We start from the raw sequence: 13,257 nt of genomic DNA on the forward strand, positions 1-13,257 counted from the left end.
CCCGTCCGCCACTCGTCACCCGAGAGCAAGCTCTCTGTGCTACCGTTCGACTTGCATGTGTTAGGCCTGCCGCCAGCGTTCAATCTGAGCCATGATCAAACTCTTCAATTTAAGTTTGATGCTCGTGAATTAAACTTCGTAATGAATTACGTATGTTCACTCAGAGACTTGGTATTCATTTTTCGTCCGAGGACGTTAAGAATCCATGTCACTTTGAGTGCCCACACAGATTGTCTGATAAATTGTTAAAGAGCAGTGCCGCTTCGTTTTCGCTGCGGCGCGGGGTGTGCATATTACGCTTTCCCGCTTCAGAGTCAAGCATTTATTTTCGCTTATCTCTGTTGGTGTTCATCTCTGAACCCCGCTGACCCGGCGGCGTGTGTGCCGTTGTTCCGTGTCAGTGGAGGCGCATTATAGGGAGTTATTCTGAAGTGACAAGCACAAAATACAAAAAACTTTTTCGTTCGCTCACTTTTCAAACTTCACGCCTATTTATGCCGCGAATCGCCTGATAAATGTGCGATCTCCCGCGCAAAACTGGCGACCTGCAACCAGTCGGTATACACCACCTCTTTACGCGTATCGGTTTCGCCGCCGGTCATCTTCATAATGAGGCGAATCATAAAGCGATCATACCAGCGATAGCGCGGATAACGCAGCGCGCCGGCAAAGACGGCGCTGATGTCCGGCTGCCACGGAGAGCTCAACAGAAACTTGCGCGTATAGCTGTTGGTCTGCGGCGTACGTTTCTCAGGTTTACGCGCCACCAGATTGACCGAGTAAAAAGCCCCAGGCAGTTTATTGAGCACTGCCGTATGCTTTTTCACAAAACGATCCAGCGCCGGATGGAAATGCCCGTAACGAATAGACGCGCCAATAACCACACGGTCGTAATCCTGCCAGGCTATCTGCTCCGTGCGGTTCAGGTTCACCACATCAGAGTAAATCCCCAGCTCTTTTAATTCTGAAGCCAGATATGAGGCAATCTCACGCGTTTGCCCATCCCGCGTAGAGAAAAGAATAAGTGTTTTCACCGACGACTCCTTACTCGCGCCAGAATGTTGGGGTGAACAGCACCAGCAGCGTAAAGACCTCCAGACGACCAAACAGCATGTTGGCGATGAGGATCCATTTCGCGACCGGGTTCATACTGGCAAAGTTATCCGCCACAACCCCCAGGCCAGGCCCGAGGTTATTCAACGTTGCAACGACGGAAGCAAAGGCAGAGAAATCATCCACCCCCGTCGCGATAATCGCCAGCATACTGACGATGAAGACCAGCGCATAGGCCGAGAAGAACCCCCACACTGCTTCGAGAATACGTTCCGGCAGGGCACGGTTACCCAGTTTGATGCTGTAAACCGCGTTCGGGTGGACCAGACGTTTAAGTTCACGGTTCCCCTGCTTAAACAACAGCAGAATACGGATCACCTTCAGGCCACCGCCCGTCGACCCCGCACAACCCCCGATGAACGCAGAACACAGCAGCAGTACCGGCAGGAACAGCGGCCAGCGCGCAATACTGTCCGTTGTAAAACCGGCGGTGGTTGCCATCGACACCACCTGGAAAAACGCCTGATTTAACGTAGTCAACGCGGAGTTATAGACATCGTGGAACCACAACACCACGGTACAGATGATGACCAGCGTAAGCTGGACACCAATGAACATGCGAAACTCCGGGTCACGCCAGTACACCTTCAGGCTACGCCCGCTGAGTAAGGAGAAGTGCAGACCGTAGTTACAGCCGGAAATCAGCAGGAAGATGGCAATGATCGTGTTAATGGTGGGGCTGTCGAAGTAACCCACGCTGGCATCGTGGGTCGAGAACCCGCCGATGGCGATCGTCGCAAAGCTGTGCCCGATAGCGTCGAATGCAGGCATCCCGGCAAACCATAACGCTAACGCACAGGCAATCGTCAGCAAGACATAGATAAGCCACAGGGTTTTCGCCGTCTCGGCTATGCGCGGGCGCATCTTGTTATCTTTCAGTGGGCCCGGCATTTCCGCACGGTAAAGCTGCATCCCCCCGACGCCAAGAATAGGCAGGATGGCCACTGCCAGGACGATGATCCCCATCCCCCCGAACCATTGCAGCATCTGGCGATAAAAGAGAATGGCGTGCGGTAAGGAATCTAGCCCGACTAGCGTGGTCGCCCCGGTCGTCGTTAAACCCGAGAACGATTCAAAAAACGCATCCGTGACGGTCAGATTAGGCTGTTCAGAGAAGATAAAGGGTAGCGCACCCACGCTTCCCAGCACTGTCCAGAACAGAACAACAATCAGAAACCCTTCGCGAGATTTCAGCTCACCCTTTTGACGACGGTTTGGCCACCACAGCAGAGAGCCAATCGCCAGCGCGACAAAGAAGGTCTGGGTAAATGCCCGCCCCGCACCGTCCCGGTAGATAAGCGCTACCAGTCCTGGGAGAATCATCGTCCCGGAAAAAAGTATGACCAGCAGTCCAACGATTCGGGTAATGGCACGAAAATGCATCTCTGCCGCTTCCTTTGGTATTCAAAAAAGTGAGGTGGGGATTATTCTTCAATCGGCAGCAATTGCAACGAACCGCGACTAAAATCCGCCAGCTTTGCTGAAAAAGCAGCCAGTTCCGCCTGCGGAAGCGCCACGCGCAGTTGCACCATTGCCTGATAGTCACTGTGCGCGATGACGCCGTTAAACTGCTTTAGCAATGCCTCAATGCCGGATAACTGGCCGTAATCGCACAGTAAAGTATATTCGGTGAGCGGCGTTTTGCGGGTGGTAATCAGCATATTCAGTGCCTGCTGAACCCCACCGCCATACGCTTTAACCAGTCCACCCGTGCCTAATAAAATACCGCCGTAGTAGCGAACGACCACGGCGGTGATTTCACCCACGCCGCTGCCCATCAACTGGGAGAGCATGGGTTTACCGGCTGTGCCTGCCGGTTCACCGTCATCGGAAAACCCCAGCTGTTGTGAATCGTTCGGCGGCCCTGCCACCCATGCCACGCAATGGTGACGTGCGTCAGGGTGCTGCGCGCGAACGGACTCAACAAACGCTTTTGCCGCCTCAACGCCGTCGGTATGTGCCAGCAGCGTAATGAATCGGCTCTTCTTAATTTCCTCAACAAAGGTGACCGGTTCAGCCGGTATCAGCCAGCTATCCATCAGGCCAGCTTCAGGTCTCGCGTCATATTCTCAATACCGTTTTCGTGAATCACCACGTTATCTTCGATACGAATACCGCCAAACGGTTTCAGCGCTTCAATTTTGTCCCAGTTGAAGTGCTTGCTGAACGGGCCTTCACGCCATGGCGCTAACAGCGATTCGATAAAGTAGATACCCGGCTCGATGGTCAGCACCATACGCGGCTCAAGAATACGCGTGCAGCGCAGGTAAGGATATTTAGACGGCGCGGCCAGGTGCGTACCGGTATCGTCCTGCATAAAACCGGCAACATCATGAACCTGCAGACCCAGCGGGTGACCAATACCGTGCGGCATGAACGGCCCGGTCAGATCGTTTTCCACCATCGCCTCTTCGCTCATGTCTTTCACGATCTGGTGCTTACGCAGCAGTTTAGCGATGCGCTGATGGAACTGGATGTGGTAATCCACATAGCTGGTTCCCGCTTTCATGGTGCCAATAAGCGCCAGTTGCTCATCGTTAACGTCTTTAATCAGCTGTGCAAAATCGGTATCCGCATTTGCCGCCCAGGTGCGGGTCAGGTCGGCCGCATAGCCGTTGTACTCTGCCCCGGCGTCCAACAGGAAGCTGCGCATCTCGGATGGCACCTGGTGATCGAGCCTGGTGTAGTGCAGAACGGACGCATGCTCATTCAGCGCCACGATGTTGCTGTAAGGGACATCAGTGTCACGGTGGCCGGTGGCGGTCAGATACGCCTGGTTAATATCGAACTCGCTCATGCCAGACTGGAACGCTTCATGCGCAGCACGGTGACCGTTTACCGCCGTTTTTTGCGCTTCACGCATGCAGTAAAGTTCGTAGTCGGTCTTATAAGCGCGATAGTAGTGCAGATAATCCAGAACCCCTTTCGGATTGAGTTTATCCGCCGGAATATCCAGACCGAGCGCACGCTCAGGAACCGGGCCAATATAAGCAATGTTGCCGCGCCCGGCTGGCAGGAGGCTGCCAATGCCATCGGCTTTTGGTAAAGCGATAACGTCCACTTCTTCCGTCCAGAAGCTGGTCGGCAGCGGCTCAACGTTGTGCCAGTAATCGACAGGCAAATAGAACCACAGTTTCGGCTTGTTCACCCCGTCCACCAGCAACCAGCAATTTGGGACCTGCGTGACCGGCACCCAGGCTTTGAACTGCGGGTTGACCTTAAACGGATACGCATGGTCATCCAGGAAGGTGTTAATCAGCTCTCCGGAGTGGATTAACAGCGCATCCAGCTTAAAGCGCGCCAGTACATCACGGGTACGTTCCTGTAGGGTAACGATATGATTTTTATAAAGCGAAGCCAGTGAGTCCATCTTTCTTCCTTTCATTTTTCTGAGCTCAAGTCATCGCATCTTAGCACACCTGACTCCGACTGCGTGATTTCCACCGACCGTGATCAATGCAGCAATTTCTTAATGAGAAATTTGCATTTTATTAACATAAATCCCACACTCCGTCTCATCTGGTATGACCAGATCCACTTGCTGGATTCAGGAGACTGACATGCTCTACAAAGGCGACACCCTGTACCTCAACTGGCTGGAAGATGGCATTGCCGAACTGGTGTTCGATGCCCCCGGCTCAGTCAACAAGCTTGATACCGCGACGGTGGCCAGTCTTGGCCAGGCGCTGGATGTGCTTGAAAAACAATCTGAATTAAAAGGACTGCTGCTGCGCTCAAACAAAGCGGCTTTTATTGTCGGTGCAGATATCACCGAATTCCTTTCACTGTTCCAGGTCCCGGAAGAACAGCTGAGCCAGTGGCTGCACTTTGCCAACAGCGTCTTTAATCGTCTGGAAGATCTGCCTGTTCCGACAGTCTCCGCCGTTAACGGCTACGCGCTGGGCGGCGGCTGCGAGTGCGTGCTGGCAACCGACTATCGTCTGGCCACGCCAGACCTGCGCATCGGCCTGCCGGAAACAAAACTGGGCATCATGCCAGGCTTTGGCGGTTCCGTACGTATGCCACGCATGCTGGGTGCCGATAGCGCCCTGGAGATCATCGCCGCCGGTAAAGATGTCGGGGCGGAACAGGCGCAGAAAATAGGCCTGGTGGACGGTGTGGTTAAACCAGAAAAACTGATTGAAGGCTCCCTCGCCATTCTGCATCAGGCCATTAATGGCGACCTCGACTGGAAAGCCAAACGTCAGCCGAAGCTGGAACCGTTGAAACTCAGCAAAATTGAAGCCGCCATGAGCTTCACCATCGCCAAAGGGATGGTGATGCAGACGGCAGGCAAACACTACCCCGCGCCCATTACCGCCGTTAAAACGATTGAAGCCGCAGCCCGCTTTGGCCGTGATGAAGCGCTGAAACTGGAAAACCAAAGCTTTGTTCCGCTGGCGCACACTAATGAAGCTCGCGCACTGGTGGGCATCTTCCTGAACGATCAATTCGTGAAAGGTAAGGCGAAACAGCTGACCAAAAATGTTGAGACGCCAAAACAGGCGGCGGTACTCGGTGCAGGCATTATGGGCGGCGGCATCGCTTATCAGTCGGCCTGGAAAGGCGTGCCTGTGGTGATGAAAGACATCAGCGAGAAATCCCTGACGCTGGGCATGACCGAAGCGGCCAAGCTGCTGAATAAACAGCTGGAACGCGGCAAAATTGACGGTCTGAAACTCTCAGGGGTGATCTCGACAATCCACCCGACCCTGGACTATAGCGGTTTCGACCGTGTGGATGTGGTCGTTGAAGCGGTCGTTGAGAACCCGAAAGTCAAAAAAGCGGTGCTGGTGGAAACCGAAGAGAAGGTTCGTCCTGATACCGTACTGGCCTCAAACACCTCCACCATCCCGATTAGCGAACTGGCAGGCGTTCTGAAGCGCCCGGAAAACTTCTGCGGTATGCACTTCTTTAACCCGGTGCACCGTATGCCGCTTGTCGAAGTGATCCGTGGGGAAAAAACTTCTGACGAAACGATCGCCAAAGTCGTGGCATGGGCCAGCAAAATGGGCAAAACCCCAATCGTGGTCAACGACTGTCCGGGCTTCTTCGTCAACCGCGTGCTGTTCCCGTACTTCGCCGGTTTCAGCCAGCTCCTGCGCGACGGTGCGGATTTCCGCAAAGTCGACAAAGTGATGGAAAAACAGTTCGGCTGGCCGATGGGTCCGGCGTATCTGCTGGATGTGGTCGGCATTGACACCGCACACCACGCCCAGGCGGTGATGGCGGCAGGCTTCCCGCAGCGCATGCAGAAAGATTACCGCGACGCGATTGACGCTCTGTTTGACGCCAGCCGCTTTGGTCAGAAAAACGGCCTGGGCTTCTGGCGCTATAAAGAAGACAGCAAAGGCAAGCCGAAGAAAGAAGAAGACGCGGCGGTGGATGGCCTGCTGGCCGACGTCAGCCAGCCGAAATGTGACTTCACCGACGATGAAATCATCGCCCGAATGATGATTCCAATGATCAACGAAGTGGTGCGTTGTCTGGAAGAAGGCATTATCGCCAGCCCGGCAGAAGCGGATATGGCACTGGTGTACGGCCTCGGCTTCCCTCCGTTCCACGGCGGCGCGTTCCGCTGGCTGGATACGCTCGGCAGCGCCCGTTATCTCGATATGGCTCAGCAGTACCAGCACCTCGGCCCGCTGTATGACGTGCCGGAAGGTCTGCGTAACAAAGCGCGCCATAACGAACCCTATTACCCAGCAGTTGAGCCAGCCCGTCCGGTTGGCGAGCTGAAAACGGCTTAAGGAGTCACAATGGAAAAGGTTGTCATTGTTGATGCGATTCGCACCCCGATGGGCCGTTCAAAAGGCGGCGCATTCCGTAATGTGCGCGCGGAAGACCTCTCCGCGCACCTGATGCGTAGCCTGCTGGCGCGTAACCCGGCAATGGATCCCGCTGCGCTCGACGATATTTACTGGGGCTGTGTACAGCAAACCCTCGAACAGGGCTTTAACATCGCTCGTAACGCTTCGCTGCTGGCGGAGATCCCGCATTCAGTTCCGGCGGTGACCGTTAACCGTCTGTGTGGTTCGTCAATGCAGGCGCTGCACGACGCGGCTCGCATGATCATGACCGGTGATGCACAGGCCTGTCTGGTCGGCGGCGTGGAGCACATGGGCCACGTGCCGATGAGCCACGGGGTTGATTTCCACCCGGGTATGAGCCGTAACGTGGCGAAAGCGGCGGGAATGATGGGCCTGACCGCTGAGATGCTTTCCCGCCTCCACGGCATCAGCCGCGAAATGCAGGATACCTTTGCTGCGCGCTCCCACGCACGCGCCTGGGCCGCAACGCAATCCGGCGCATTTAAGCATGAGATCATCCCAACCGGTGGTCACGATGCTGACGGCGTTTTGAAGCAGTTCAGCTATGATGAAGTGATTCGCCCGGAAACCACTGTAGAAACCCTTTCTACGCTGCGCCCGGCGTTTGACCCGGTCACCGGTACGGTAACGGCAGGCACCTCGTCTGCCCTATCTGACGGGGCCGCCGCGATGCTGGTGATGAGTGAAAGCCGTGCCCGCGAGTTAGGCCTGACGCCTCGCGCCCGGGTACGTTCGATGGCGGTGGTGGGTTGCGATCCGTCCATTATGGGTTACGGTCCGGTGCCGGCCTCGAAGCTGGCGCTGAAAAAAGCAGGCTTAACCACCAGTGATATCGATCTGTTTGAGATGAACGAAGCCTTTGCCGCGCAGATCCTGCCGTGCATCAAAGATCTGGGCCTGATGGATCAGATAGACGACAAGATTAACCTCAATGGCGGCGCGATCGCCCTCGGTCACCCGCTGGGTTGTTCCGGAGCACGCATCAGCACCACGCTGATTAACCTGATGGAACGCAAAGATGCTCAGTTTGGTCTGGCGACGATGTGTATCGGGCTGGGTCAGGGTATCGCGACGGTATTTGAGCGAGTGTAACTCTTCGAGGGGTTCTTACAGCCAGTGTCGCCAGAACACGGCGGCACGCGAGCGGCGCCCGATGCGCTTACGGAAGTAAGGGATTCGGGTGAGCACGCGCAGCCAACGCAGTTATGGCGCCAGTGGCGAAGAGATAAAGTTTAGTTGCCGTTCTTCCCGCCTGTCAGGGGCGGGTTTTTTATTTAAATGAACGCGAACGCATCGCCGAAGAGACGGTCTTCACGCGCGTCACGTTCGTTGCAGAACAGGTCACGGGCAATTTTCGCCATCTCAAAACGGCCAGCAATATAGATATCATGTCCCGCCAGCGTGCCGTGATCCTGCAGCACCGCCGTCAGCACCGTACCGCTGCGCCCACGCCAGCCCTCTTCAGGCTGCTCCACCACCGGCTCAATGCGCAGGTGTGGATGATTGACGCTTAATGCTTCCAGTTCAGACAGGTCGTAGAGATGTTTCTCTTCGCGGCCGCCCCAGTAGATGGTGATATCGCGATCCGGGTTACGCGCCAGGGCCGTCAGCAGGATAGAGCGCACGTAAGAGAAACCTGTTCCCCCCGCAATCAGGATCAGCGGACGGTCTTCATCTTCACGCAGCCAGGCATCACCGTGAGGAATATCCACCACGATTTCACGTTCTTTCAGAATGCGGTCCATGACGGCCATCGCATACAGGTTAAGCTCAGACGCACCAATATGAAGCTCAATAAATTCCTGCTCTGCTGGCGTAGAAGCCATAGAGAAGGGACGCTTATCACGCTCATCCATCACGACCATCAAGTACTGACCGGCGCGGAAAGAGAATGCCGCTTCAGGTACTAAACGGACGCGATATACGGTGTCGGTGATAGCATCTACCGAGGTCACTTTACAGCTTAAGGTTGTCATTCGCTCTCTCTGTCGTGAAGTCTATAGGGCTTAACGGCCTGTTTCAGGTTTACCGTTATTCATTATGGCCAGTTCATCCCAGATCGCGTCAATACGCGCGGTCACGGCAGGATCTTTTTTGATCGGTCGACCCCATTCACGCTCGGTTTCGCCGGGCCATTTGTTTGTGGCATCCAGTCCCATTTTTGAGCCAAGGCCGGAGACCGGCGAGGCAAAATCCAGATAATCTATCGGCGTGTTTTCGACTAACACCGTATCGCGCGCCGGATCCATTCGCGTAGTAATGGCCCAGATAACGTCATTCCAGTCGCGGGCGTTAACATCATCATCGCAGACAATAACAAATTTGGTATACATAAACTGGCGCAGGAAAGACCATACGCCCATCATCACGCGTTTAGCGTGACCAGGATATTGCTTCTTCATCGTCACCACCGCCAGGCGATACGAACACCCTTCCGGTGGCAGGTAAAAATCAACAATTTCCGGGAACTGCTTTTGCAGGATCGGCACAAACACTTCGTTCAGCGCCACTCCCAGTACCGCCGGTTCATCCGGTGGACGTCCGGTATAGGTGGAGTGGTAAATCGCATCTTCACGCTGGGTGATGTGCGTGACGGTAAACACCGGGAAGTTATCAACTTCGTTGTAATAGCCGGTGTGGTCACCGTATGGCCCTTCCGGTGCCATTTCGCCCTGCTCAAGGTAACCTTCCAGAACGATCTCCGCGCTGGCAGGAACTTCAAGGTCATTAGAAATACACTTCACGACTTCGGTTTTGGTTCCGCGCAGCAGGCCTGCAAAGGCATATTCGGACAGCGTATCCGGCACTGGCGTTACCGCCCCCAGAATCGTGGCCGGATCGGCGCCTAACGCAACGGAAACCGGGAAACGCTCGCCCGGGTGTTCAGCACACCACTCCTGGAAATCCAGGGCGCCGCCACGATGTGACAACCAGCGCATGATGAGCTTATTCTTGCCAATCAGCTGCTGGCGGTAAATACCCAGATTTTGTCGCTCTTTGTGCGGACCACGCGTGACGGTGAGCCCCCAGGTGATAAGCGGCGCAGCATCTTCAGGCCAGCATTGCATGACAGGAATTTTTGTCAGATCCACCGCATCGCCTTCCAGCACTTTCTGCTGACACGGTGCGCCGCGCAGACGTTTGGTTGGCATGTTAAGCACCTGCTTAAACTGCGGCAGTTTATCGAACAGATCGCGGAAACCTTTCGGTGGCTCTGGCTCTTTCAGAAACGCCAGCAGTTTACCCACTTCGCGCAGCGCCGTGACGTCCTCCTGTCCCATCCCCAACGCCACACGGCGCGGTGTGCCAAACAGGTTGCACAGCACCGGCATCGAATACCCTTTTGGGTTTTCAAACAGTAAAGCGGGGCCACCGGCACGCAGGGTGCGGTCAGCAATTTCTGTCATTTCCAGATAAGGATCAACAGGAAGTGTAATGCGTTTGAGTTCGCCCTGCTTTTCCAGCAGCGTCAGGAAGTCGCGGAGATCGTGGTATTTCATGCAGTTAGTCATGGCCTCTCTGTAAGCGCTTCATTATACGGCGTAAGCCTGCTTGATGCTGTAATTTTGTTAAATTAGCGTGAACTTATGCATTCTGTTCCCTTTTCCCCCATTATAATCAACTTAGCGATCCCGCCAGGGTTTTGATATGCTTGCGCCCCGAACTAAGGGAAAGAGTGATTATGCAGGCCTGGTATTTACTGTATTGCAAACGCGGGCAACTTCAGCGCGCGCAGGAACATCTTGAACGTCAGTCTGTGAATTGCCTGACACCCGTGATCACGCTTGAAAAAATGCAGCGCGGGAAGCGCACGACCGTCAGTGAGCCATTATTCCCGAACTATCTGTTCGTTGAGTTCGACCCGGAAGTGATTCACACCACGACCATCAGCGCCACACGCGGTGTCAGCCACTTTGTGCGTTTTGGCGCTCACCCGGCCACGGTCCCGTCAACGGTGATTCATCAGCTTTCGGTGTACCAGCAACCTGAAGGCATCACCGATCCGGAAACCCCCTACGCAGGCGACAGCGTCGTCATCACTGAAGGGGCTTTCGAGGGCTTACAGGCGATTTTCGCCGAGCCTGACGGTGAAGCACGCTCCATGCTGTTGCTCAACCTGCTGAATAAGCAGGTATTGCAGAGCGTGAAAAACACCGACTTCCGCAAAGTTTAAACGTCTATCCCGAACAGGCGACGCACGTTGTCATCCGTCTGTGCGCAAAGCCAGTGCGGGTCTTCTCCGCGCCAGCGCGCTACGCTCTCAAGAATATGCCCCAGATAGGCCGGTTCGTTACGTCGAGAAGCCGGTTTGGGTTGCATATCTCGCGGCAGCAGATAAGGTGCGTCGGTTTCAACAAGCAAGCGGTCCGCCGGGATCACCGGCAACAGCTCGCGAAGCTCAAGCCCGCGACGTTCATCGCAAACCCAGCCGGTAATGCCCAGATATAACCCGCGTTCCAGACAATCCAGCGCTTCCTGCCGTGAACCGGTAAAGCAGTGCAGTACCGCACCGGGCAGTTTATCGAGCCAGGGTTCCAGTAAGGCGAGGAAGCGCTCATGCGCGTCACGGCAGTGCATAAACACAGGCATTCCAAGCTCCGCCGCCAGGGCGAGCTGGGCGGTGAAGGCGTTTTCCTGTTCGGCTGGTGTGGAAAAGTTACGGTTGAAATCGAGACCACATTCGCCAATGGCCACGACTTCAGGGGTTTTCGCCAGCCTGTGTATGATTTCAGCGCTCTGCGGCGTCCACTGGCTGCTGTCATGAGGATGCACGCCAGCGGTTGACCAGCAGCGATCATAGCGTTGAGCAAGCTGTTGCGCCTGCTCGCTTTCATGCAGGTTGGTTCCCGTCAGGAGCAGTCCTTTCACCCCGGCGGCAAAAGCACGCGCGACGACTTCATCGCAGTCTTTCGCAAACTGCGAGCTGGTCAGGTTGAGTCCGATATCAAACATGCGATTCCCCATAGCACAACCGCCCTGACGGGCGGCTGGTTTTACTCTTCAGTGGTCTTTTCCGACGTATCGTCTTCGTCATCCGACCGACGCCCTTTTCCCACGTAGAAACGCGAGAAGAATACGCCGACTTCAAACAGACAATACATCGGTATTGCCAGCAGTGTTTGTGAGAAGACGTCAGGTGGTGTGAGCAGCATGCCAACCACAAACGCGCCGACCAGGATATACGGGCGCTTCTTACGCAGGTCATCAGGGGTCGTCACTCCTACCCAGCAAAGCAGCACAATGGCTACCGGCACTTCGAATGCCACACCGAACGCCATAAACAGCGCCATCACAAAGCTGAGGTAGCTGGCGATATCCGTCGACACCTGAACCCCTTCCGGCGCGGTATGCGTCAGGAAGCCAAAGGCCAGCGGGAAGACAACAAAGTAGGCGAACGCCATGCCGATATAGAACAGCAGCGAGCTGGATACCAGCAGCGGGATCACCAGCTTGCGTTCATGCTTGTACAGCGCTGGCGCCACAAACGCCCACACCTGATAAAGAATGACCGGCGCAGAGGCAATCAGCGATACCCAGAAGGTGAGCTTAATAGGGGTAAAGAACGGTGATGCAACGTCGGTTGCGATCATCGTTGCCCCCAGCGGCATCTGCTTGATCAGCGGCGCAGAGACAACCTGGTAGATATCATTGGCGAAATAGACCAGGCATAAGAAAATGAGGAAAACCGCGATAATGCAGTTTAACAGGCGCTTACGCAGCTCTATGAGGTGCGTAATCAGCGGTTGGGTATCATCTACTGCCATGTTTACGCTTTATCACTCGACGAGGGGGATGATTCGGAAACAGGCGCGGCGGGCTTAACGTCAGCCGCTTTTACCACCGGTGCTTCCGGCTGCGCCTGTTTTTTCGGTTCAGATTCCTGCGGCGTTTGTTCAGGCGCGGTAGCCTGATGCTCCGCGCTGGCAGGCGTAACGCCCTCGCGCTGCGCTTCGCTGTCCTTCACCACCGGGTTGTGGATGGTGTTGGCTTCATCGCTCGCCTTTTCAGGATCGTTGACGCTGTAGGAGCGCTTCATGGATTCTGCCGCTTCACGCAGTTCATCCATTGAGGCTTTCAGTTCAGGCGTCAGGTTATCCATGCTCGCCTTTTCCACCTTTTTCAGGCTTTCCTGAAACTCCTGCAGCTTAAGTTCCTGCGCCAGCTCATTTTGTACGGTCGAAGCCAGCGATCTCAGCGCGCGTACCCAGCCCACAACGGTTTTCACCGCCACCGGCAGACGCTGGGGTCCTAACACTATCAGGCCAATCACAAAGACCAGCAGCAGCTCACTAAAACCAATGTCGAACACGAA

General features: G+C 55.2%; 12 protein-coding genes. 3 read left to right on the forward strand and 9 right to left on the reverse strand.

Going from position 1 to position 13,257, the window contains the following annotated elements:
• Window positions 1–488: 488 nt before the first annotated feature.
• The 4 genes from hemG to pepQ are packed head-to-tail and all read right to left on the reverse strand — an operon-like array spanning window position 489 to window position 4,483.
• Window positions 489–1,034, reverse strand: a complete 546-nt coding sequence (hemG, locus tag JTA15_RS16670; RefSeq protein ID WP_219372516.1) for a menaquinone-dependent protoporphyrinogen IX dehydrogenase — start codon at window positions 1,032–1,034, stop codon at window positions 489–491.
• Between the two features lie 10 nt (window positions 1,035–1,044).
• Window positions 1,045–2,496: a Trk system potassium transporter TrkH gene (gene trkH, locus JTA15_RS16675; protein ID WP_014172101.1), complete on the reverse strand. Its 1,452-nt coding sequence runs from the start codon at window positions 2,494–2,496 to the stop codon at window positions 1,045–1,047.
• Window positions 2,497–2,537: 41 nt separating this feature from the next.
• Entirely contained in the window at window positions 2,538–3,152 is a 615-nt protein-coding gene (locus JTA15_RS16680; RefSeq protein ID WP_020882868.1) for an IMPACT family protein, read from the reverse strand.
• Window positions 3,152–4,483, reverse strand: a complete 1,332-nt coding sequence (pepQ, locus tag JTA15_RS16685; protein WP_020882869.1) for a Xaa-Pro dipeptidase — start codon at window positions 4,481–4,483, stop codon at window positions 3,152–3,154. The genes JTA15_RS16680 and pepQ overlap by 1 nt, the downstream gene beginning before the upstream one ends.
• A 190-nt stretch (window positions 4,484–4,673) precedes the next feature.
• Between pepQ and fadB the strand changes: the two genes are divergently transcribed.
• Window positions 4,674–6,863 carry a fatty acid oxidation complex subunit alpha FadB gene (gene fadB, locus JTA15_RS16690; protein ID WP_219372517.1) on the forward strand — a complete coding sequence of 730 codons (2,190 nt, stop codon included), beginning with the start codon at window positions 4,674–4,676 and terminating at the stop codon, window positions 6,861–6,863.
• A 9-nt stretch (window positions 6,864–6,872) separates the two neighbouring features.
• Window positions 6,873–8,036 carry an acetyl-CoA C-acyltransferase FadA gene (gene fadA, locus JTA15_RS16695; protein WP_149377067.1) on the forward strand — a complete coding sequence of 388 codons (1,164 nt, stop codon included), beginning with the start codon at window positions 6,873–6,875 and terminating at the stop codon, window positions 8,034–8,036.
• Window positions 8,037–8,218: 182 nt separating this feature from the next.
• On the opposite strand, the gene fre is transcribed toward fadA, so the two are convergent.
• Both fre and ubiD read right to left on the reverse strand, forming a co-directional pair.
• Window positions 8,219–8,920, reverse strand: coding sequence for an NAD(P)H-flavin reductase (gene fre, locus JTA15_RS16700; protein WP_014172106.1), 702 nt, complete (start codon window positions 8,918–8,920; stop codon window positions 8,219–8,221).
• Window positions 8,921–8,950: 30 nt separating this feature from the next.
• Window positions 8,951–10,456 carry a 4-hydroxy-3-polyprenylbenzoate decarboxylase gene (gene ubiD / locus JTA15_RS16705; RefSeq protein WP_014172107.1) on the reverse strand — a complete coding sequence of 502 codons (1,506 nt, stop codon included), beginning with the start codon at window positions 10,454–10,456 and terminating at the stop codon, window positions 8,951–8,953.
• A gap of 170 nt (window positions 10,457–10,626) precedes the next feature.
• On the opposite strand from ubiD, the gene rfaH reads away from it, so the two are divergent.
• Complete coding sequence (rfaH, locus tag JTA15_RS16710; protein ID WP_020882871.1) at window positions 10,627–11,118, forward strand: transcription/translation regulatory transformer protein RfaH; 492 nt, start codon at window positions 10,627–10,629, stop codon at window positions 11,116–11,118.
• On the opposite strand, the gene tatD is transcribed toward rfaH, so the two are convergent.
• From tatD to tatB, 3 genes are read right to left on the reverse strand one after another with little or no spacing between them, the layout of a single operon-like run.
• Window positions 11,115–11,897 carry a 3'-5' ssDNA/RNA exonuclease TatD gene (tatD, locus tag JTA15_RS16715; RefSeq protein ID WP_041162905.1) on the reverse strand — a complete coding sequence of 261 codons (783 nt, stop codon included), beginning with the start codon at window positions 11,895–11,897 and terminating at the stop codon, window positions 11,115–11,117. The two genes, rfaH and tatD, sit on opposite strands and share 4 nt — an antisense overlap.
• A gap of 41 nt (window positions 11,898–11,938) precedes the next feature.
• On the reverse strand, window positions 11,939–12,709 hold the full coding sequence (tatC, locus tag JTA15_RS16720; RefSeq protein WP_014172110.1) for a Sec-independent protein translocase subunit TatC: 771 nt from the start codon (window positions 12,707–12,709) through the stop codon (window positions 11,939–11,941).
• 2 nt (window positions 12,710–12,711) lie between these two features.
• Entirely contained in the window at window positions 12,712–13,254 is a 543-nt protein-coding gene (gene tatB, locus JTA15_RS16725; protein WP_020882873.1) for a Sec-independent protein translocase protein TatB, read from the reverse strand.
• Between the last annotated feature and the right edge of the window lie 3 nt (window positions 13,255–13,257).

This window comes from Enterobacter sp. BIDMC 29 (genome assembly GCF_019378755.1).
In the GTDB taxonomy this organism is placed as follows: domain Bacteria; phylum Pseudomonadota; class Gammaproteobacteria; order Enterobacterales; family Enterobacteriaceae; genus Enterobacter; species Enterobacter ludwigii.